Raw genomic sequence first — 19105 nt, 5'->3', positions numbered from 1 at the left:
CCGGCGCGGGGGTTGTGCGTACCCCGGGGCCGCCTGGCCCTGCTTGGCCGGCTCCCGCGCCGCCCGCCGGGCGGGGGGGGGGGGGCGCCGCCCCCCCCCCCCCCCCACCCCTGCGCTCAGCCCCCGTCGGTGTTCTTCGGCGGGTTGGCCTTGACCCAGTCCGCCATGGTGTCGGCCGACATGGCCTGGTACATCGCCAGCGCCTTCTCCCGGTCCGACACCACCACCGACTCGCCGTTGATGGTGTCGCTGCCCGAGTTCGGGCTGGTCAGGAACGTGAGGTTCTGCCCGCGCAGGTTGCGGAACTGCACCGCCATGTCCGTCACCGAGAAGCCCTGGTCGACGGTCACCGCGGCGGTCACCGACTTGAGGAAGTCGTTGAGCTTCTTCGGGTTCGCCAGGGTGCCGGTGCTCGCCGCCTTGTCCATCAGCGCCCGCAGGAACTCCTGCTGGTGCCGCATCCGGGCGAAGTCGCCGTCCGGGAACTGCTTGCGCTGCCGGATCCAGTCCAGCGCCTCCGCGCCGTCCATGTGGTTGGTGCCCTTGGTGAAGGTCCGGTACGGCTTGTGGATCGAGGTGATCGTCCGCTCCACCTTCAGGTCCACCCCGCCGAGGGCGTCGGTGACCTCCTTGAACCCGCCGAAGTCGATAGCCATCACGTGGTCGATCCGGACGTCGGTGAAGCACTCCACGGTGCGGACCGCCAGCGGCAGGCCGCCGAACGCGAACGCCGCGTTGATCTTCGCGCGCTGGCCGGAGCCGCAGTCCGCTCCGGCGCTCTGCGGGATCGGCACGTACAGGTCACGCGGGATGGAGACCAGGTACGCCGACTGGTGGTCGGCCGGGATGTGCATGACGATGACCGTGTCGGCCCGCCACTGGCTCTTGGTGTCGACAGGCGCGTCCGGGTCCCGGGAGTCGCTGCCGACCAGCAGGATGTTCAACGCGCCGTCGACGGGCTTCGCCGGCCGACCTCCGGTGATCTCCGCGAACGGGTCGGTGCGGGCCAGATCGTTGTTGAGGTTGCGCGCGTACAGCCAGGCGCCCAGGCCGCCGAGCAGCGCCAACACCAGCACCGCGACCCCGGCCACCAGGCCGATCCGCCCCCAGCGCGGCCGGGGGCCACGCCGTCCCGGCCCGCCGGCGCCACCGGGCCGGCCAGGTCCCGTCGGCCCTCCCGGGCCGCCCGGGCCGGGCTGCTGCTCGTCGTGCGACGGATACCAGCGCGCCTCGGCGGGACGCGCGCGTCCGGAGGCGCCCCGGTCGGGGCCGGGCACCGAAGCGCGCCCGGTGCTGCGGTGCAGGTGCGGGTGAGGAACGCCGGCAGAGGTCGCTGACATGTAACTCAGGGTACGTAGCGGGAGCCACTACCGCCCTCAGGCGACACTCAGCGACCGGTGTTCCGCCGTGACCTGGTTACCCTAGCCGCGCCCGGAAGTACTCGATCGTGCGTCGCAGGCCGTCTTCGGGCGCCACGGTCGGCTCGTATCCGAGCAGTTCACGGGCGAGGGTCAGATCGGGGCGCCGCATCTCCGGGTCGTCCGAGCTGCGGGTGATGTACGTCACCTGCGAGCTGCTGTCGGAGAGCGACACGATCAACTCGGCGAGTTGCCGCATGGACAGCTCGTGCTCCGTGCCGCAGTTGACCGGGCCGGTCTCGGTCGAGTCGAGCAGCAGCAGGATGCCCCGCACCAGGTCCTCGACGAAGCAGATCGACCGGGTCTGGTTGCCGGTGCCGTGCACGGTGATCGGCTCGCCGCGCAGCGCCTGGGAGATGAAGGTGGGGATGGCCCGGCCGTCGTCCGGGCGCATCCGCGGGCCGTACGTGTTGAAGATCCGCACGATCGCCGCGTCCAGCCCGCGGTAGCGGTGGTACGCCATCGTCGCGGCCTCGGAGAAGCGCTTCGCCTCGTCGTAGACGCTGCGAACGCCGATCGGGTTGACGTTGCCCCAGTAGGTCTCGCGCTGCGGGTGCTCCTTCGGGTCCCCGTACGCCTCGGAGGTGGAGGCCATCAGGAACCGGGCGCCGTCGGCGACCGCGCGCTCCAGCAGGTGCAGGGTGCCCACCGAGCCGACCCGGAGGATCTCCACCGGCAGTTGCGCGAAGTCGGTGGGGCTGGCCGGCGAGGCCATGTGCAGGATCGCGTCGAACCGCTCGGCGAGGGCCGGGTGGTGCGTCGGCAGGCCGTCGGAGATGTCCGCCTCGACCAGGGTGAAGGTTGGCCGGTCGAGCAGGTGGGCGACGTTCTCCTTGGAACCGGTGACGAAGTTGTCCAGCGCCACCACCGTGCAGCCCCGGGCGATCAGGGAGTCGACCAGGTGCGACGGGACGAAACCGGCGCCGCCGGTGACGAGAACGCGGTGACCGGGACCGAAGCGCTCAGCAACCTTCATGCCGGTCAGCCTACCGACCCCCGTTTACCGCGAGAGGCCCCCTGTCGACGCGTAGCGTCGACAGGGGGCCCCGTGTCGAGGGTCAGTGGGCGCCCGAACCGGTGAGGGCGCGCACCTCCAGCTCCGCGTACTTCTCCTCGTCGTGCTCCTTGGAGATGAGGGTGCCGATCCACCCGCACAGGAAGCCGAACGGGATGGACAGGATGCCCGGGTTGGACAGCGGGAACCACTGCCAGTCGTGGTCCGGGAACATCGACGTCGCCGCGCCCGAGACCACAGGTGAGAAGAACACCAGCACCACTGCCGAGAGCAGACCGCCGTAGATCGCCCAGACCGCTCCGGAGGTGTTGAACCGCCGCCAGAACAGGCTGTAGAGGATCGCCGGCAGGTTGCCCGAGGCGGCGACCGCGAAGGCCAGCGCCACGAGGAACGCCACGTTGAGGTTCTGCGCGAAGATCGACAGGAGGATGGAGATCGCGCCGATCACCAGGGCGGAGATCCGGGCGACCCGTACCTCCTGGCGCTCCGACGTTTCGCCCTTCTTCAGGACGTTCGCGTAGAAGTCGTGCGCCAGGCTGGACGAGGAGGCCAGGGTCAACCCGGCGACCACGGCCAGGATGGTGGCGAAGGCAACCGCCGCGATGATCGCCAGCAGGGCCGCGCCGCCCAGGTCGCCGCCGAAGAACTCCAGGCCGAGCGCCTCGGCGAGCTGCGGTGCGGCAGTGTTGCCGGCCTTGTCCTGCGCAGTGATGGCCTCACTGCCCACCAGTGCCGCCGCACCGAAGCCGAGGGCCAGGGTGAGCAGGTAGAAGGTGCCGATGATGCCGATGGCCCAGAGCACGCTCTTGCGGGCCGCCTTGGCGGTCGGCACGGTGTAGAAGCGGATCAGGATGTGCGGCAGACCGGCCGTGCCGAGCACCAGGGCGATGCCGAGCGAGAGCAGGTCCATCTTGTTGTAGAAGGTCTGCGTCGCGTTGCCGGCGACCTCCACGCCGTAGCGCAGGCCCGGCCCCAGGAGCTTGTCGCCCTTGCCGGACGACGAGGCGGCGGCACCGAGCAGCTCGGACAGGTTGAAGTGGAACTTGGCCAGCACCAGCACGGTCATCAGCAGCGCGCCGGTCATCAGCAGGAACGCCTTGACGATCTGCACGTACGTGGTGCCCTTCATGCCACCCACGGTCACGTAGATGATCATCAGGGCGCCGACCATGATGATGGTCGCCACCTTGGCGGTGGCCGCGTCCATGCCGAGGAAGGTCGTTCCCGGCTTGATGCCGAGCAGCAGAGCCACCAGCGCGCCGGCGCCCACCATCTGGGCCAGCAGGTAGAAGATCGACACCGTGATGGTGGAGACCGCCGCCGCCGTCCGCACCGGGCGCTGCCGCATCCGGAAGGCCAGCACGTCGGCCATCGTGTACCGGCCGGAGTTGCGCAGCAGCTCCGCGACCAGCAGGAGGGCGACCAGCCAGGCGACCAGGAAGCCGATCGAGTAGAGGAAGCCGTCGTAGCCGTAGAGGGCGATGATGCCGGCGATGCCGAGGAACGAGGCGGCGGACATGTAGTCGCCGCCGATAGCCATGCCGTTCTGGAAGCCGGAGAAGGAACGACCGCCCGCGTAGAAGTCGGTGGCCGTCTTGGTCTGCCGGCTGGCCCAGATGGTGATGCCCAGGGTCACCGCCACGAAGACCAGGAACAGCGTGATCGTCAGGTTGCGGGCCGTGTGGTTGGGGGCCTCGGCCGCGAGGATCAGGTCAGCCGCGTGGACCGTTGTCATGGGTCACCTCCCCGATCTCGGCACGGATCCGGTCGGCGACCGGGTCGATCTTCCGGTCCGCGTACCGGGAGTAGAGCCAGGCGATCACGAACGTCGAGACGAACTGGAGCAGGCCGAAGACCAGCGCAACGTTGATGTTGCTGCCGAACAGCTTCGTGCCCATGAAGTCCCGGGCGTAGGCGCAGAGAATGACGTAGAGCGCGTACCACAGGAAGAACGCGACGGTCATCGGGAAGACGAAGCCGCGCAGCGCGCGCCGCAGCCCGGCGAACTCGTCCGACCGTTGCACGGCCAGGTACTTGTCCGGCTGGGAAGCGGTAGGCGCGGGTGTGTCCGTGGACATCTGTGGATCACCACCTTCACAGGCGTCGGGGGTAGTTTCCGCGCACCGTAGAGAGCACGCTCCCGAACGGGGAAGGCCGAGATCGACGCCGGTCGTCGAGTGCGCCGAGCGGTTGGCTGGCTGCGCCGAGTGACCCAGGTCACTCCGGTGACCGGTCGGTTCGCGGGCCGCCCAGGTCAGCCCGGCAGCTCGTGGTAGCGACCCCGGTAATGCAGCAGCGGTGCGGCCTCCTCGGCCAGGTCGACCGCCTCGATGGTGGCCTCCACCAGCAGGCCCCAGCCGTACTCCCGGGCGGTGTCCAGGCGACAGCCCACCCAGCCGCCGGCGTCGCTCGGCACCGGCCCGTACGGCGTCTCGGTCCACGTGCCGGTGGCGAACAGCCCTCCCGGGGCGGGGAAGAGGCCGGCGAACCGGTCGGCGAGCTGGCGGTGCGCCGGTCCGAGCGGCGCTACCGCGAAACGGCCCGCCTCCTCGACAGCGGCCCAGAGGTCGGACTCCGCGTCGATCAACCCGAGCAGCCGATCCGGCTCCCCCTCGGCGATCAGGGTGGACGAGACGGTCAGGCCCGCCGGACCGGGCGCCGTCCAGAGGGTCACCGGCGCCGCAAGCCGACCCCGCAGCCGGCGGACCGGCGACCGCTGCCCGGTCGGCACCGCGAACGGGTCGGTGTGGTGGATCTCGGCACCCGGCTCATGATTCACGTGAAACATTGTGCCGCCCCGGACCCGCGCCCAACCCAGGAAGCGCTCGTGCAGGTCGGCGGGTCGTCCGTTGAGCCGGGCGAGTTGATCGCCCGCCTCCACCATCAGGGTGCCCAGGTGGACCAGCAGCGCGGTGCGGTCGTGCCGGTAGTCCGCGAGCAGCGCCAGCCGCGCCGGCTGGCACGGCCAGAGCGCGCCGCAGCCCCGACACCGCCACAGCGGCCGCATCGGCACGTGCGGCCGGCTCACCGCGCACCGCCGGCGGTAGGCGTCGGGCGCCCCGGGCCGCGCGGTCGCTCGGCCGCCGGGGGGTAACGCTCGAATAAGCGTGATGCCTGTGAGTCATCAAAATGACTCAGAGGCATCACGCTCGTTGGCATGGCACGCTCCCCGGCCCGACTCGCCGCGCCGCCGCGTGCCGGCTGGATCGCGCCCGGCACGGCCGTCGACGCCATGATCCTCAGCGGATACGACCACCGCGCCCCGTTCCCAGCGAGGACTGACCCGAGCATGAGGAATCCCTCCCGGTCGACGAGGGCCGCCCCGATCGGGGGATGACCGGGGCGGCCCGACGCAGGACCGACCGCCGGGACGTCGCCTCCACCGGCCGGGCCGCGCGTTCTCCACCCTGGACTCCCGGCTGTGGGCAGGGGAGTATTCCAGGGCTTACTACGCAGCGCGGTCACGTACTTACCGGGAAGGTAAGGATGAACATCGAGATGTGGGTACGGGCGTTGAAGGCCGCCCGGGCTGGTGCCGAGGTCTCCCAGGAAGCGCTGGCGACCGTCATCAGGTGGAGTCCGTCCACGGTGGCCGCCATCGAGACCGGCCGCCGCCGGCCAACGATGGAGTTCGCGGTCGCCGCGGACGAGGCTCTCGCCACCGGGGGCCTCCTCGCCGAACTCCTCAGGGCCGCCGACCAGGATCGCGGTCCGTCCTGGTTCGCACAGTGGCGCGAATACGAGCAGCGAGCCCTGCGCTTGCGAGCCTTCGAGGCATGCCTGGTTCCCGGACTGCTCCAGACCGAGGCGTATGCCCGCGCCGTCATCTCGGCCGGTGGGCTACATGCGCCGAACATGGTCGACGAGCTTGTTGCGGTCCGGCTGGAACGTCAGAAGCTGCTGGTCCGGGAAGTGCCGCCGCACTGCGTCTTCCTGGTGGACGAAACGGGCCTTCGTCGCCCCGTCGGTGGTCCTGCGGTGCTCGACGCCCAGCTCGGTCGACTACAGGAAGTGGCAGACCTGCCATTCGTCCGGCTGCACGTCATTCCGCTGGCGGTGGGCGAGCATGTAGGCCTCGGTGGTGGCTTCGTGCTCGCCGATCTGCCGGACAGGGAAAGGGCGCTCTACCTGGAGAATGCCGTTCGGGGACACGTCATGGACGACCCCGAAATGATCGCCTTGATCGATCGCAAGTGGGATAGCCTGCTCGGCGAAGCACTCTCCACCGGCGCCTCGCTGGATCTGATCCGGAAGCTGAAGGTGACGCAATGACGATGAGCGAGCCAGCCTGGCGCACGTCGACCCGGTCGACCGACTCTGGCGGCAACTGCGTCGAGGTGGCGGACAATCTGCCCGGTGTCGTGCTGGTGCGGGACAGCAAGGATCGCTCCGGTCCGACGCTCACCTTCGCTCCGGCCGCGTGGCGTGACTTCGTCGCCCAGGCCGCTCTGACCGCCCAGGGCGCCGGCCGGAACGCCGGTTAACGACGTGGGGTGACAGTGGCCAGCAGTTCCGGCTGACGGCGGTCCAGCACGTCGCCGGCCAGGTACGCGCCGAGCAACGCCGCGCCCAGCCCGTACGCCGCGCCGACCGGCAGGGCCAGCCAGAGCCAGGCGCTGCCGAGCAGCGCGGCAGCCACCACCATCGGCACCCCGATGACCGTCGTGATGATCATGGACAGCAGGGTGAGCAGGCCCTTCGCCACGCCCGCGCCGCTGTTCATCGCGAACGGGTTGCTCGTCTCCGGCAGCGAATACGCCGCGAGCACCGAGACGAAACTGTTCACCGCCAGCCCCGCGCCGTAGGTGGCGGCCAGGCTGCCCAGCATCAGCCCGATCCATCCCGGTCGACCAAGGAGTGCCGACAGCACCACCGCGACGACAGCCAGCATCGGCAGGACGTACAACGAGAATGCGGTCATCCGCGCGCGCAGCTCGACCCGACCGGGCACGCCGGCCACGACGTTCGCCGCGTACGCGTTGCCGTCGAAGCCGAACTGGTTGGCCAGGGTGACCGAGGCGAGTACGCCGACGAAGAGCATCGAGACGGTGACCACGACGGGGGAGCTGTCGCCGACAGCCGCCGTGAACCCCGCGCCGTCCTCGGCCGCGAAGTCCCCGCCCGTGACGTTGATCAACACGGGTACGAAGATGCCGACCACCGCGATCGTGATCAGGTTGGCCCGGCGACGGGCGTCCCGCCACCAGTAACGGGCCTCCCGGGCGACCAGCGCGCCGAACCGGTCCCGCCGGACCCAGCCTGCGGCCCGGGGAAACAGCTGGGCGACCGCCCCACCTGTGACACCGCGCTGCGCGGGGGCCTTGCCGGTGCTCGCCGTGCCCACCATCGCCGACTCCAGCGAGCGGGACCACCAGGCCAGCAGGGCGACGATCGCCGCCACCGTGATCAGCAGCTTGAGCGGGGCGGCCCACACCCGCCCCTGCGCCACGTCGATGCCGACGGTCCACGGGGCTCCGAACGGCGTCCACCCGAGCACCGTCGCGGCACCGGTCAGCCGGGTCCAGTCCGTCTCGCGCAGCGCCGCCAGGCCGACGATCTGCAACGGCCCGAGCAGCGCGGCGGCCACCGCCAGCAGCACGGCCGCCAGGTCCCGCACCCGGCGGGACCGCAACATGCTGGCGAAAGCGCTGGTCACCGCCCGGCTGGCGGCCACACAGAGCAACAACCCGGCGAGTACGCCGACCACTGCCACCAGGCCGGCGGACCAGCCGCCCAACGCCCAGGCGGTCAGCACCAGCCCCAGCACGGCGACCGACATCGCCAGCACCGGCACGCTGACCAGCGCGGCGGCGAACAGGCCGGTGACCAACGTGCGGCGCGGCAGCGGCAGCAGCGCGAACCGGGCCGGGTCCAGCGTCTCGTCCACGCCGAAGAAGACCAGGGGCAGCAGCAGCCAACCGAGCACCAGCAGGCCACCGCCGGCGGCAGCGATCAGCACCGCGTACCTGCCGTTGTCGGCCAGGCCCGGCGCGGCGAAGAGGAAGAAACCGCTGGCCGCGAACCACAGCCCGACCAGCGCGCCACCGATGAACAGCGCGACCCGCCAGCCCTGACCCCGGAAGTTGTTGCCCATCACCCGCAGCTTGAGGCGCACGAAGTGGCGGGCGGAGACCGTCCGCGCCGGACCGGCGGGCGCGGCGGCGACGTTCACCGGGAGAGCCATGACAGCTCGTCACCGGTCGCGGTGCGCCCGCCGACCACCTCGACGAAGACCTGCTCCAGCGAGCGGCCGCCGCGGACGTCCGCGATCGTGCCGACCCGCTTGATGGTGCCCTGGGCGAGGATCGCCACGTGCGAGCACAGCCGCTCGACGACCTCCATGACGTGACTGGAGAAGATGACCGTGCCCCCGCCGGCCGCGTAGCGGGTGAGGATGTCGCGGATCAGCGCCGCCGACACCGGGTCGACCGCCTCGAACGGCTCGTCCAGCACCAGCACCCGGGGGCCGTGCAGCAGCGCGCAGGCCAGGCCGATCTTCTTCTTCATGCCCGCCGAGTAGTCGACCACCAGCGTCCGGCCGGCGTCGCCGAGCGCCAACACGTCGAGCAGCTCCGCGGCCCGCTGGTCGACCACCGCCGGATCCATCCCCCGCAACAGCCCGTGGTACGCCAGCAGCTCCGCACCGGTCAGCCGGTCGAACAGGCGTACCCCGTCGGGCATCACGCCGAGCAGCCGCTTGGCCGCGACCGGATCGCGCCACACGTCCTGGCCGAGCACCCACGCCGAACCGGCGTCCGGCCGCAACAGCCCGACCGCCATCGACAGCGTGGTGGTCTTGCCGGCGCCGTTCGGGCCGAGCAGTCCGTAGAAGGAGCCGGCCGGTACGTCCAGGTCGACGCCCGCCACCGCGATCGTGCCGTCGAACCGCTTCGCCAGGCCACGCAGCGCGAGCGCGGGGTGCTCACCAGTCATGGGCCCGACGTTATCCGCCGACCGCCAGTTCCGCCGTCCGGCCGCGGATGGACCCGGGGTCATCCCCGAGGCGGAGTTCGTAGTCTTCCCTCGACTTCTGAAGTAGTGTTGAAGTCGTGTCCATGCCCGTGGAGTCCGTGCCGTTCTCGGAGCTGCTGCGGCAGCCAGCCGAGACAGCCGAGCGGCTGTCCCGCGCCCGCGCGGTGCGGCTGCGCCGCCGCGATGCCGCTGACCTCGTGTTGATGTCCGCCGATCGGGCGGCGGCTGAGGGTGAGGTGGTGGACCTGACCGCCCGGCTGCTGGCCAGCGTCGTGCGCCGGGACCCCACCCTGGTGCGTGAGGCACTGCCGACCGTGTTGCCGTGGGTGCGGTTGCTGCCCCCCGATGACCGTGAGCAGATGGCCAACGAATTCGTCGAGACGGCGGAGGCCGCCGCGGCGGTGGGAAACACCGCCGCCGTGTCCCAGTTGCTCGCCGAGTGGCGGCACACAGCCGAGATCCACGCGGACCCCGACCTGCACCGGGTCCTGGCCGCCCCCAGTTCCGGCGACTTCGGGGCGGTGCCCCGCCCGGACGCAGAGTGAGCGCCAAGCGAGGCGATCGGGCAGCGCCGCCACCCCGCCCCGGTGGCTACGTCCTGCGATTCGCCACGAACGACGCGGCCAAGGGCTGGGAGGAACTGTGTCGCCAGGCCGCGGCCAACACCCGCGCCGCCTTCGACGCCATCGAATCCGACCCCTGCCCCTCCCCGCCGACCAGCAGGCAGCACCCGCTGAAGGGCTCTCTCTCCACTGCGGCGCACAACGGGAAGACACTGCCGCAGTGGCAGTACGAGGTCACCGCTGGCGGCCGCATCTGGTATCTCCCCGACCACGACACCCGCACCTGCTGGGTCAAACACGCTGGCACGGGTCACCCCAGGGCAACCGACTGAGCCTGGGCTGCGCTCACAGGCGCAACGCTTCGGGGGTGTGCAGGCGCAGCATGGTGGCGGCGACGTCGGCCGGTGCGCGTCGGCGGGTCGCCATGGACACCGCGACCATCACGGTGAACGCCAGCGGCACCGTCCAGGCGGCCGGCTGCTCGGTGAGCGTGGCGGGCCAACCCGACAGCGGCGGGCCGAGCACCGTGACCAGCACCGCCCCGATCGCCGCCCCGCCGCCGGCCAGCACACCGGCGGCGGCGCCCAGGTCGGTCAGCCCTCGCCACCAGATGCCGAGCACCAGCAGCGGGCAGAAGCTCGACGCGGCGACCGCGAAGGCCAACCCGACCACCTGGGACACGTCCAACCCGGAGACGTGCAGGGCCAGCGCCGTTGGCACACCCCCGGCGATGATGGTCGCCAGGCGGAAGCCGCGCACCGAGCCCCGGCCGAGCACGTCCGTCGAGATCACCCCGGCGACGCTGGTCAGCAGCCCCGACGAGGTGGAGAGGAAAGCCGCGAACGCTCCCGCCGCGACCAGCGCGGCGAGCAGCCGCCCGACCAGCCCGTTCCCGAGGGCGGCGCCGGGCAGCAATACCACCACCGCGTCGGTCTGCCCACTGATGAGCAGCTGTGGTGTGTAGATCCGGCCCAACACCCCGTACAGGGTGGGCAGCAGATAGAAGGCACCAACCAGCGCCAGGACCACAAGCGTCGTCCGCCGCGCCGCCGCGCCGTCGGGATTGGTGTAGAAGCGGACCAGCACGTGCGGCAGGCCCATGGTGCCGAGGAACGTGGCCAGGATCAGGGAGTACGTCGCGAACAGGCCCCGGTCGTCGTCGCCGGCCGCGCTGGGCAGCAACCAGTCCCCCGCGTCGGTGGCCACCCCGGACACCTCCGGCACCGGGTCACCGGCGGCGAAGGACAGCTCGTCGCCGGGGCGTACCTCTCGGATGTCGCCGTCGGCCAGTGTGAGGGTCGCGCGGTGCTCGACCACGACCGTGGTCGCGGCCCGGAACGTCGGCCCGTCGGGCGGGGTCACCGCCGGGCGGCCGTCGGCCTGCCACTGCAACGCCAGGAAGATCACCGGTACGGCGAGAGCTGTCAACTTGAGCCAGTACTGGAACGCCTGCACGAAGGTGATCGCCCGCATGCCGCCGAGCGCCACGTTCGCGGTGACCACGGCGGCCACCAGAAGGGCACCGACGGGGTACGGGGAGCCGGCCACCGTGGCCAGGGTGAGCCCGGCGCCCTGCAACTGCGGCACCAGGTAGAGCCAACCGATGAAGATCACGAAAGCCGTGGCGAGGATGCGCAGGCGACGGGACCCCAGCCGCAGCTCGCAGAAGTCGGGCAGCGTGAACGCGCCGGAGCGGCGCAGCGGTGCGGCCACGAACATCAGCAGGGCCAGGTAGCCGGCGGCGAACCCGACCGGATACCAGAGGACGTCCACGCCGTACTTGAGGACCAGGCCGGCGACGCCGAGGAAACTCGCTGCCGACAGGTACTCCCCGCCGATGGCTGCGGCGTTCCAGGTCGGACTGATCGCCCGGGACGCGACCAGGAAGTCGGAAGTGGTCCGCGCCAGCCGCAGCCCGTAGAAACCGATCCCGACGGTGACCAGGGTGACCGCGACGATGGCCGGAACCACGTAGTCGTTGCCCACGTCAGCGCTCCGGCCGCTGCACCAGGTCGGTGAAGTCCTGCTCGTTGCGCTCGGCCAGCCGCACGTACGCCCAACCCACCGCGATCAGGAACGGGAACGAGACCAACCCGAGCAGCAGCCAGGGCAGGTTGACGCCGACCACTGTGGTCCGGCCGAGCGACGGTGCGATGGCGAACAGCCAGGGCAGCCCGCCCAGCCCGATGACGACCACCAGTGACAGCCGCAACGCCAGCGCGAGCTGGGCGCGGACCAGGCCGCGAACCAGCGCCTCGCCGACCTGGGTCTGCTGGGCCAACTCGGCGCGGGTCCGCTCGGAGCGGGTGTCCCGCCGGGTGATGTCGGCCAACACGATCCGGGCCCGCCGGGGCGGCGGTACCGCACCGCCCGACCCGACGTCAGACAGTTGCTCGGCCACCCCGGCAGTCTTGCCCGCCCAGCGCGATTGTCAAGCGTTCGCGCTCACCAGCGCACCTCGGCGACACAGTTCGTCGTGCTGCTGGTCACCTGTGTCGCGTCCAGGACCGACCGGGCCCGTTCCCGGCCGAGGTTCGTCGCCCAGAAGCCGTCGTCGGGCAGCTCGAAGGCGATCTCCCGAAGCGCGCACGTCCGCATCGGCTCGGGCAGCCGGGCCAGGGCCGGTACGGCGTCGGCCGACAGCCCGGAGAGGTAGGTGAGATCGACGCGGCCGGTTTCGAGGTACCTGTCGACGTTCCGGTCCGCGATCAGCCGATCCGGGTTGACCAGCGCCAACCCCAGCAGCGCCAGCACCGCGGTACCGATCACCAAGCGAGGCAGCCAGTCGGCCCGTAGCCGCGCCACGGCCACGCCGACCAGAACGAAGAGCACCCCGAGCGACAGCTCCACGGTCGCCACGAAGAGCCGCAGCCGGGTGGCGCCGTACGCGTCGGCGTAGACCTGCATGCGGTAGAGCGACGAGGCGACGACGACCAGGCTGAGTGCCGTGAGCACACCGAGCAGAGTCCGGACGAGCAGCCGGTCGGCACGGGTCGCCTTCGGTGCCCGGCGGGCCGCGACGGCGATCACCAGCAGGGTGAGCGCGGTGACGGCGAGCAGTTGCCAGAACCCGCTCCGGGCGTACTCGGCGTAGGTGAGGCCGGCCGTGCGCAGCACGTGCCCCGCGCCGCCGAAGAACACTGTCAACTGCACCAGTACGAAGGCGGCGAACAGGGCGTCGAGCAGCACCAACGGCAGGGCCCATTCCAGCCGGTGCACCGGCCGGCCCGGCTTCGCCCGCAGGCTGTTCAGGTCGGGCGGCCGGCTGACCAGGTACGCGCCGCCGAGCAGGCCCAGGCCGATCAGCCCGAGGCGTACCAACCAGCCGACCACGCTGCCCGGCGAGATGTCCGGCAAGAGGCCCGCCAGCAGGTCGGCGAAGACCGCGTCGGCGGAGGAGAACAGCAGGCCGAACAGGGTCAGCAGACCTACCGAGATCGCCAGGCTGGCCACGATCCGCCCGATCCCGGGCCCGGACGAGCGGGTGCGGTGCAGCCCTCGTACCGCCCAGGGGAGCGCTCGGACCGTCGCGGCCGGCGGCAACGTCGCGGCCAGCAGCATCCCGAACGGGGTCCGGCCACCGGTCACCGCGAGCGTCGCGGTCACCGCGGCGGCGAGCAGGCAGAGCACGAAGAGCCAGCCGGCGGCCCGGACCGTGCCGACGGCGACCAGCGCGACAGTCGCGGCGGCCCAGGCGACCTGCGCCGCCCGCCCCGGTGCCCCCGTGGCACCGGGACGGACGGTGGTCGCGGCCCCCGGCGGAACCGGTGCCGGGGTCGAACCCGGCACAGCGGTTGGCGCCGCCGGAGCGGTCGGAGTCGGTGCAGCGGTTGGAGCCGGTGCTGCGGTTGGAGCGGGCGCTTCGGGTGAAGCCGGCGCTGCGGTTGGAGCCGGCGTAGCGGTTGGACCCGCCGGAGCGGTTGGCGCGGCGGCGACGGGAGTCGGCGCGGCCGCGGCCGGCGCGTCGGGCAACGGTGTCGGCGCTGGGGCCGATGCGCCGGGCGGCGGTCCCGGTCGGGCATCCGGTGCGGTGGACGCGGTGCGCCCGGTCGGGTCGGTTGCAGAGGACGACGTGCCGGACCGGACGACACCGGCGGTGGCGAGCGCGGCGGTGGCCGCCAACGCGGCGACCAGCCAGCCCAGTCCCGGCCGGACCACAGTCAGTGCCGAGGCGCCGACGACCGCCGCTGCCGTCAACACGCCCAGGAGCAGCGGATGGGCGGCACCGGTCGGACCCGGCCACCGCTGCGCGAGCAGCGACGGTGGCCGTGGGGCAACGGACTGGGACGGCCAGGGCTGCGGTGGCCACGGTTGGGGCCGGCCGGCCGTCGGCGGAGGCGTCGGGCCGGGGCCGAACCAGGGCTGGCCGGGCTGAGCGGCCTGGCCGGGGTGCGCGGGCTGAGCGGGCTGGGTGGCCTGGCCGGGCGGGGTGGGCTGCGGTCCGGTCGGTCTGTCGGCCGGTGCGGACGTGCTGCCGGGGCTGGTCATGCGGCCTCTTCTCGGTGTGGCCCGTTGCTCGGGATGGTGACCCGGATGCGACAACCGGGCTGGGAGTTCCTGGCGGCTCCGGCCGGATCGAGAACCCCGATCTGACCGCCGTGCAGTTCGACTACCCAGCGGGCGATGGCCAGGCCCAGGCCGGTCCCACCGCCGGCCGCCCGGTCGCCGCGGGTGAACCGCTCGAACACGCGGGAACGCTCGGCCGTCGGAATGCCCTGCCCCTCGTCGCTCACCTCGAAGTGGAGTTGGCCGGCGTGTTCCTCGGCGCTCACCCGCACGGTGCCGCCGGGTGGGCTGTGCCGTGCCGCGTTGTCCAGGAGGTTCGCGAACACCTGGTGCAGCCGCCACGGGTCCGCGCGCACGGTCAGTGGCACCGCCAGCTCGCGGAGCTGGAAGTTCACGTCGAGTCCCGCTCCGGCGGCGCTGGCGGTGGCGTGTTCCACCGCCTCGTCCAGGAAGTCCCCCACGTCGATGCGGACCCGGCGCAGCGGCACCACCCCGGCGTCGAGACGGGACAGGTCGAGCAGGTCGGCGACGAGGTGGCCGAGCCGTTCGGTCTGGGACAGCGCCGCGCGCAGGGCCGCGGGCTCCGGCTCGGCGACCCCGTCCACCATGTTCTCCAGTACGCCCTGCAACGCGGTGATCGGCGTACGCAGCTCGTGGGAGACGTTGGCGATCAGCTCGCGCCGGCGCTGGTCCGCCGCGTGCAGGTCCTCGGCCATCTTGTTGAACGCCTGGGCCAGCTCACCCACCTCGTCGCGGGAGGTGGCGCGCACCCGACGGGTGTAGTCGCCGCGGGCCATCGCCCCGGCGGCCGCCGTCATCTCGCGCAGCGGCGAGGTCATCCCGTGGGCGAGCACCTGCGAGGTGACCAGCGCGATGCAGATGACGGTGATCGAGGTGCCTGGCGGGAGCCAACCGATGCCGTACCAGAAGTAGCCGATGGCCACCGCCCAGGAGGCGACCAGCAGGACGCCGAGCTTCATCTTGATCGAGCGGACCGGGTCCAGCGGGCGAGGCAGCGCACGGTCCAGCCAGTCCACCACTCGGTGGTTGGTCACGCGGGCACCTCCAGGGCGTACCCGACGCCGTGCACGGTCCGGATGAGATCGGCGCCGAGCTTGCGCCGCAGGGCCTTGACGTGGCTGTCCACGGTGCGGGTGCCGGTGCCTTCGGCCCAGCCCCACACGTCGGCGAGCAGCCGTTCCCGGGGCAGCACCGTGCGGGGCCGTCCGGCGAGGTGGATCAGGAGGTCGAACTCGGTAGGTGTGAGGTGCACGTCCGCGCCGGAGCGCCGAACCCGCCGCTCGGCCTCGTTGATTTCGATGTCGCCGAGCCGGATGGCGGGTGGCGCGGGCGTCGCGGCACGTTCCATCCGGCGCAGCAGCACGTGTACGCGGGCGGCCAGCTCGCGCATCGAGAACGGCTTGGTGAGGTAGTCGTCCGCGCCGACAGCGAGCCCGACCAGGAGATCGGTCTCGTCGTCGCGGGCCGTGAGCATCAGCACCGGCACCGGCCGGACGGCCTGGATCCGGCGGCACACCTCCAGGCCGTCGAAGCCGGGCAGCATCACGTCGAGGACGACGAGGTCGGGCTGCCCGGCCCGGAACCGCTCGACCGCGCTGGGGCCGTCCGTGGCGATCTCCACGGCGAAACCTTCGGCGCGGAGTCGGGCGGCGACCGACTCGGCGATGGTGCGTTCGTCCTCGACGACCAGGACGCGGCGTTCCTTCATGGGGTCTGACTGTAGGGAGCCACCGTGGAGATCAGTGGGTGGCATTGTGAATAACCTGTGGAGAACGGTTCACCCCTGTGGATAACCCGGGGGTCACGAGGGCTGGCCTCGACGAACCCCCGAGCCTCCGTGTGGACGAACCGAGCGAGCCGTGGCGGCGGCCCGTGCGCGGTTACTCCAGACCGACGCGTACCGGGCGGGCCGAGGCGGAGCCGAGCCAGGTGTGCGGGTTGCCGTACCAGCACCAGCCCAGCTTCGGCGCACCCTGGCTGATCCACAGCGCCGGCACCCGCTTGTCGCCGCACCGCGAGCCGACCAGCGAGAAGCACCTGTTGCTGGCCAGCGCCTCCGGGTGGAGCGTGATGAAGGCGAGCCCCTCGTCGATGGTGAGCGGCAGCCGGTCCTGTGCGGTCATGCCCTCCATCGCCGCGGCCGGCGCGAGGTTGCGGAACTCCTCGCCCCGGTCGACGTCGAAGAGCAGGTACGCCGGCCCGACGGGCACCTCCAGTTCCTTGATCGGGTCGAAGCGCGGCAGGTCGTCCTCGGCATAGTGCCGGTCGAGGAAGCCGGGCTTGCGCTTGCCGGCCAGGGTGGTGAGTGCGAGCCGGGGCTCCACCCCGATCAGGTCCCGCGTAATGACCAGCAGGAACGGCACCCGGGCGTCGGTGGGCGCGCTCAGGCCGGCGGCGCCGTCGACCGCGCGGGCGCGCAGCGGCGCGACCAGGTCGCGGAAGGCGCTCTCGGGCATCCCGGCCAGGGCCGGATAGCCCAGTCGCACCAGCTGGTCGAGTTGGGTGTCGAACTCGGTCTCGGCGTCGAACGGAGTTTCGTGCACGGCGGCCTCCCGGGTTGTCGTATCGGCTATCGTACAACGTACGGGAGGGTCGGGAGCATTCCCGCCTCAGCGACTCCAGTCCTGCTTCGCGGCCCTGACCAGCTTGTCCTTCAACTCCCGGGTGTGCCGCCGGCTCACCGGCAGCTCGGTGGAGTCGACCACCACCACGTACCCGGAGTTCACCAGGCGCAGCTCCGCGATCAACTTCAACTGCACCAGGTACGACCGGTGCACCCGGACGAAACCGGCATCGGCCCACCGCTCGGCGAGCGTGGCCAGCGAGACCCGCACCAGGTGCGACCCCTCGGCGGTGTGCAGCCGGGCGTAGTCGCCCTGCGCCTCCACCCAGCGCACCGCCGAGCGGGGCAGCATCCGGGTGGTGCCGGCCAACTCGATCGGGATGGTCGGGTCCTCCTCGGCGCGGGCCAGCGCCGCCGGATGCGACGGCACCACCCGTGAGCCGATCACCCGGCGCAGGGACTCGGCCAGCCGTTCGGCGCGTACCGGTTTGCGCACGTAGTCCGTCGCGCCCAGGTCGAACGCGTCCACCGCCCCGTCGTCGTACGCGGTGACGAACACGATCGCCGGCGGCCGGGCGAACCGGCGCAGCACCCGGGCCAACTCCATGCCGTCCAGGCCGGGCATCCGGATGTCCAGGAAGACCACGTCCACGTCACCGTCGCGCAGCAGCCGCAGCGCCTCGGTGGCGTCCCCGGCGGTGTGCAGGCGGGCCACCCGGGGGTCGGCCCGCAGGTGGTACGCCAACTCGTCGAGCGCGGGCGGCTCGTCGTCCACCGCCAGCACCCGCAGGAAGCCGGTGGTCACGAGCCGGCCCGTACGCCCGGGTGGAACTTCGGCACCCGCATGCTCACCCGGGTGCCCGAACCCAGCCCGGTCTCGACGACCAGACCGAACCGGTCCCCGAAGACCGACCGCAGTCGCTCGTCGACGTTGGAGAGGCCGACGTGCTGGCCCGGGTCGTCTCCCGGATCGCCGGTGCTGCGGGCCAGCTCGGCGATGCCGGCGGTCAGCGTGGTCGGGTCCATTCCCACCCCGTCGTCCTCCACCGTGATGTGGCATTCGGCGCCCGCGTCCCGGGCCTCGATGCTCACCATGCCCGTGCCCGGCTTGCGGGACAACCCGTGCCGGACGGCGTTCTCCACCAGCGGCTGAAGGCAGAGGAACGGGAGCGTCACCGGCAGCACCTCCGGGGCGATCTGCAACCGCACCTGCAGCCGGTCGCCGAACCGGGCCCGCTCGATCGTCAGGTACCTGTCGATCGAGCGCAGCTCCTCGGCGAGGGTGGTGAACTCCCCGTGCGCCCGGAACGAGTACCTGGTGAACTCCGCGAACTCCAGGATCAACTCCCGGGCCCGCTCCGGATCGGTGCGGACGAACGAGCCGATCGCGGTCAACGCGTTGTAGATGAAGTGCGGGCTGATCTGCGCCCGCAACGCCCGGACCTCCGCCCTCGCCAGCCGCTCCCGTGACGAGTCCAGCTCGGCCAGGGCGAGCTGGTTGCCCGCCCAGTGCGCCGTCTCCAGGGTGGCCTGGACCAGTCCCGGCGCCGGCGCGCTGTCGGCGATCGCCACCAGCGCGCCGACCACCCGCGCGTCCGCGCCGTGCAGGGGCGCGACCACCGCACCGCGGATCGGGCAGTCGACCCGGTCGCACCGCAGGTCGGACTCCCCGAGCACCGTCGAGCGCCCGGTGGCCACCGACCGCTGGGCCGCCGCGAGCAGTTGCTCACCGTGGTGCGTGCCGCGCCCGTCGAGGGCGAGCACCTCGTCGGCGTCCGTGAGCGCCAGTCCGACCGCGCCCACCAGGGCCCGCAGATGGCGTACGGCTTTCGTCGCGCCGGCCGCGCTCAGTCCCGCCCGCAGCGGCTCGGCGGCCAGGCCGGCGGTGTGCAGCACCTCGTAGGTGGCCCGTTGTGTGGCGGTGGCGATGCCGCGCCGGGCGCGCAACCGCAGCACCGCCAGCAGAGCCGCGGTCAACGCGGTGACCAGCGAGACGACGCCGACGACGGCGGAGAGGTTGCCACCCACGCAGCGATCCTGACGGCTC

General features: G+C 71.9%; 20 protein-coding genes. 5 read left to right on the top strand and 15 right to left on the bottom strand.

Going from position 1 to position 19105, the window contains the following annotated elements:
• Positions 1–116: 116 nt before the first annotated feature.
• The 5 genes from AB0B39_RS28015 to AB0B39_RS27995 form a co-directional block, all read right to left on the bottom strand.
• The gene (locus tag AB0B39_RS28015; RefSeq protein ID WP_357491823.1) at positions 117–1340 is read right to left on the bottom strand and encodes an LCP family protein; all 1224 of its coding nucleotides are present in this window, start codon (positions 1338–1340) and stop codon (positions 117–119) included.
• Positions 1341–1416: 76 nt separating this feature from the next.
• Positions 1417–2394: an NAD-dependent epimerase/dehydratase family protein gene (locus AB0B39_RS28010; protein ID WP_357575803.1), complete on the bottom strand. Its 978-nt coding sequence runs from the start codon at positions 2392–2394 to the stop codon at positions 1417–1419.
• An 82-nt stretch (positions 2395–2476) separates the two neighbouring features.
• On the bottom strand, positions 2477–4168 hold the full coding sequence (locus tag AB0B39_RS28005) for a cation acetate symporter (RefSeq protein WP_357575802.1): 1692 nt from the start codon (positions 4166–4168) through the stop codon (positions 2477–2479).
• Positions 4146–4511 (bottom strand): DUF485 domain-containing protein, encoded by a 366-nt coding sequence (locus tag AB0B39_RS28000; protein ID WP_357491829.1) that lies wholly within the window; start codon positions 4509–4511, stop codon positions 4146–4148. Before AB0B39_RS28000 ends, AB0B39_RS28005 begins: the two co-directional genes overlap by 23 nt.
• Positions 4512–4687: 176 nt before the next feature.
• The gene (locus tag AB0B39_RS27995) at positions 4688–5440 is read right to left on the bottom strand and encodes a flavin reductase family protein (RefSeq protein ID WP_357575805.1); all 753 of its coding nucleotides are present in this window, start codon (positions 5438–5440) and stop codon (positions 4688–4690) included.
• Between the two features lie 479 nt (positions 5441–5919).
• Between AB0B39_RS27995 and AB0B39_RS27990 the strand changes: the two genes are divergently transcribed.
• Both AB0B39_RS27990 and AB0B39_RS27985 read left to right on the top strand, forming a co-directional pair.
• The gene (locus AB0B39_RS27990; protein ID WP_357575801.1) at positions 5920–6705 is read left to right on the top strand and encodes a helix-turn-helix transcriptional regulator; all 786 of its coding nucleotides are present in this window, start codon (positions 5920–5922) and stop codon (positions 6703–6705) included.
• Positions 6702–6917, top strand: coding sequence for a DUF397 domain-containing protein (locus AB0B39_RS27985; protein ID WP_357575800.1), 216 nt, complete (start codon positions 6702–6704; stop codon positions 6915–6917). The genes AB0B39_RS27990 and AB0B39_RS27985 overlap by 4 nt, the downstream gene beginning before the upstream one ends.
• On the opposite strand, the gene AB0B39_RS27980 is transcribed toward AB0B39_RS27985, so the two are convergent.
• Together AB0B39_RS27980 and AB0B39_RS27975 are read right to left on the bottom strand one after the other, a co-directional pair.
• Complete coding sequence (locus AB0B39_RS27980) at positions 6914–8617, bottom strand: ABC transporter permease (RefSeq protein ID WP_357491835.1); 1704 nt, start codon at positions 8615–8617, stop codon at positions 6914–6916. The genes AB0B39_RS27985 and AB0B39_RS27980 overlap by 4 nt on opposite strands.
• Positions 8602–9366, bottom strand: coding sequence for an ABC transporter ATP-binding protein (locus tag AB0B39_RS27975; RefSeq protein WP_234582626.1), 765 nt, complete (start codon positions 9364–9366; stop codon positions 8602–8604). The genes AB0B39_RS27980 and AB0B39_RS27975 overlap by 16 nt, the downstream gene beginning before the upstream one ends.
• Before the next feature lie 122 nt (positions 9367–9488).
• On the opposite strand from AB0B39_RS27975, the gene AB0B39_RS27970 reads away from it, so the two are divergent.
• Together AB0B39_RS27970 and AB0B39_RS27965 are read left to right on the top strand one after the other, a co-directional pair.
• A complete protein-coding gene (locus AB0B39_RS27970) occupies positions 9489–9950 on the top strand; it encodes a hypothetical protein (protein ID WP_357575804.1) in 462 nt (153 codons plus the stop codon).
• Positions 9947–10300 (top strand): hypothetical protein, encoded by a 354-nt coding sequence (locus AB0B39_RS27965; protein WP_234582625.1) that lies wholly within the window; start codon positions 9947–9949, stop codon positions 10298–10300. The genes AB0B39_RS27970 and AB0B39_RS27965 overlap by 4 nt, the downstream gene beginning before the upstream one ends.
• Positions 10301–10313: 13 nt before the next feature.
• On the opposite strand, the gene AB0B39_RS27960 is transcribed toward AB0B39_RS27965, so the two are convergent.
• Genes AB0B39_RS27960 through AB0B39_RS27950 form a run of 3 tightly spaced genes read right to left on the bottom strand, consistent with a single transcriptional unit; the run spans position 10314 to position 13757 of the window.
• Positions 10314–11954 carry a cation acetate symporter gene (locus AB0B39_RS27960; RefSeq protein WP_357491839.1) on the bottom strand — a complete coding sequence of 547 codons (1641 nt, stop codon included), beginning with the start codon at positions 11952–11954 and terminating at the stop codon, positions 10314–10316.
• 1 nt (position 11955) lies between these two features.
• Entirely contained in the window at positions 11956–12369 is a 414-nt protein-coding gene (locus AB0B39_RS27955) for a DUF485 domain-containing protein (RefSeq protein WP_234582623.1), read from the bottom strand.
• A gap of 44 nt (positions 12370–12413) precedes the next feature.
• Positions 12414–13757, bottom strand: coding sequence for a DUF4173 domain-containing protein (locus AB0B39_RS27950; RefSeq protein ID WP_357575799.1), 1344 nt, complete (start codon positions 13755–13757; stop codon positions 12414–12416).
• Between the two features lie 241 nt (positions 13758–13998).
• On the opposite strand from AB0B39_RS27950, the gene AB0B39_RS27945 reads away from it, so the two are divergent.
• Positions 13999–14343 (top strand): hypothetical protein, encoded by a 345-nt coding sequence (locus AB0B39_RS27945; protein WP_357491843.1) that lies wholly within the window; start codon positions 13999–14001, stop codon positions 14341–14343.
• 109 nt (positions 14344–14452) lie between these two features.
• Here the strand turns inward: AB0B39_RS27945 and AB0B39_RS27940 are convergent, their stop codons facing one another.
• The 5 genes from AB0B39_RS27940 to AB0B39_RS27920 form a co-directional block, all read right to left on the bottom strand.
• Positions 14453–15529, bottom strand: coding sequence for a HAMP domain-containing sensor histidine kinase (locus AB0B39_RS27940; RefSeq protein WP_357491845.1), 1077 nt, complete (start codon positions 15527–15529; stop codon positions 14453–14455).
• Positions 15526–16203 carry a response regulator transcription factor gene (locus AB0B39_RS27935; RefSeq protein ID WP_234582619.1) on the bottom strand — a complete coding sequence of 226 codons (678 nt, stop codon included), beginning with the start codon at positions 16201–16203 and terminating at the stop codon, positions 15526–15528. The genes AB0B39_RS27940 and AB0B39_RS27935 overlap by 4 nt, the downstream gene beginning before the upstream one ends.
• A gap of 172 nt (positions 16204–16375) precedes the next feature.
• Entirely contained in the window at positions 16376–17038 is a 663-nt protein-coding gene (locus AB0B39_RS27930) for a DUF5701 family protein (protein ID WP_357575798.1), read from the bottom strand.
• 66 nt (positions 17039–17104) lie between these two features.
• On the bottom strand, positions 17105–17863 hold the full coding sequence (locus AB0B39_RS27925; RefSeq protein ID WP_053651534.1) for a LytTR family DNA-binding domain-containing protein: 759 nt from the start codon (positions 17861–17863) through the stop codon (positions 17105–17107).
• Positions 17860–19086: a histidine kinase gene (locus AB0B39_RS27920; protein WP_234582617.1), complete on the bottom strand. Its 1227-nt coding sequence runs from the start codon at positions 19084–19086 to the stop codon at positions 17860–17862. Before AB0B39_RS27920 ends, AB0B39_RS27925 begins: the two co-directional genes overlap by 4 nt.
• Positions 19087–19105 lie beyond the last annotated feature (19 nt).

This window comes from Micromonospora sp. NPDC049114, from assembly GCF_040648635.1.
Lineage (GTDB): Bacteria > Actinomycetota > Actinomycetes > Mycobacteriales > Micromonosporaceae > Micromonospora.
Note: the sequence above shows the minus strand (reverse complement) of the source record. Positions and strands in the feature narration are given on the sequence as shown.

Excerpts from the sequence above, each read along its gene's own strand:
- AB0B39_RS28015 (WP_357491823.1), bottom strand. The coding sequence starts at position 1,340 with ATGTCAGCGACCTCTGCCGGCGTTCCTCACCCGCACCTGCACCGCAGC.
- AB0B39_RS28010 (WP_357575803.1), bottom strand. The coding sequence starts at position 2,394 with ATGAAGGTTGCTGAGCGCTTCGGTCCCGGTCACCGCGTTCTCGTCACC.
- AB0B39_RS28005 (WP_357575802.1), bottom strand. The coding sequence starts at position 4,168 with ATGACAACGGTCCACGCGGCTGACCTGATCCTCGCGGCCGAGGCCCCC.
- AB0B39_RS28000 (WP_357491829.1), bottom strand. The coding sequence starts at position 4,511 with ATGTCCACGGACACACCCGCGCCTACCGCTTCCCAGCCGGACAAGTAC.
- AB0B39_RS27995 (WP_357575805.1), bottom strand. The coding sequence starts at position 5,440 with ATGCGGCCGCTGTGGCGGTGTCGGGGCTGCGGCGCGCTCTGGCCGTGC.
- AB0B39_RS27990 (WP_357575801.1), top strand. The coding sequence starts at position 5,920 with ATGAACATCGAGATGTGGGTACGGGCGTTGAAGGCCGCCCGGGCTGGT.
- AB0B39_RS27985 (WP_357575800.1), top strand. The coding sequence starts at position 6,702 with ATGACGATGAGCGAGCCAGCCTGGCGCACGTCGACCCGGTCGACCGAC.
- AB0B39_RS27980 (WP_357491835.1), bottom strand. The coding sequence starts at position 8,617 with ATGGCTCTCCCGGTGAACGTCGCCGCCGCGCCCGCCGGTCCGGCGCGG.
- AB0B39_RS27975 (WP_234582626.1), bottom strand. The coding sequence starts at position 9,366 with ATGACTGGTGAGCACCCCGCGCTCGCGCTGCGTGGCCTGGCGAAGCGG.
- AB0B39_RS27970 (WP_357575804.1), top strand. The coding sequence starts at position 9,489 with ATGCCCGTGGAGTCCGTGCCGTTCTCGGAGCTGCTGCGGCAGCCAGCC.
- AB0B39_RS27935 (WP_234582619.1), bottom strand. The coding sequence starts at position 16,203 with ATGAAGGAACGCCGCGTCCTGGTCGTCGAGGACGAACGCACCATCGCC.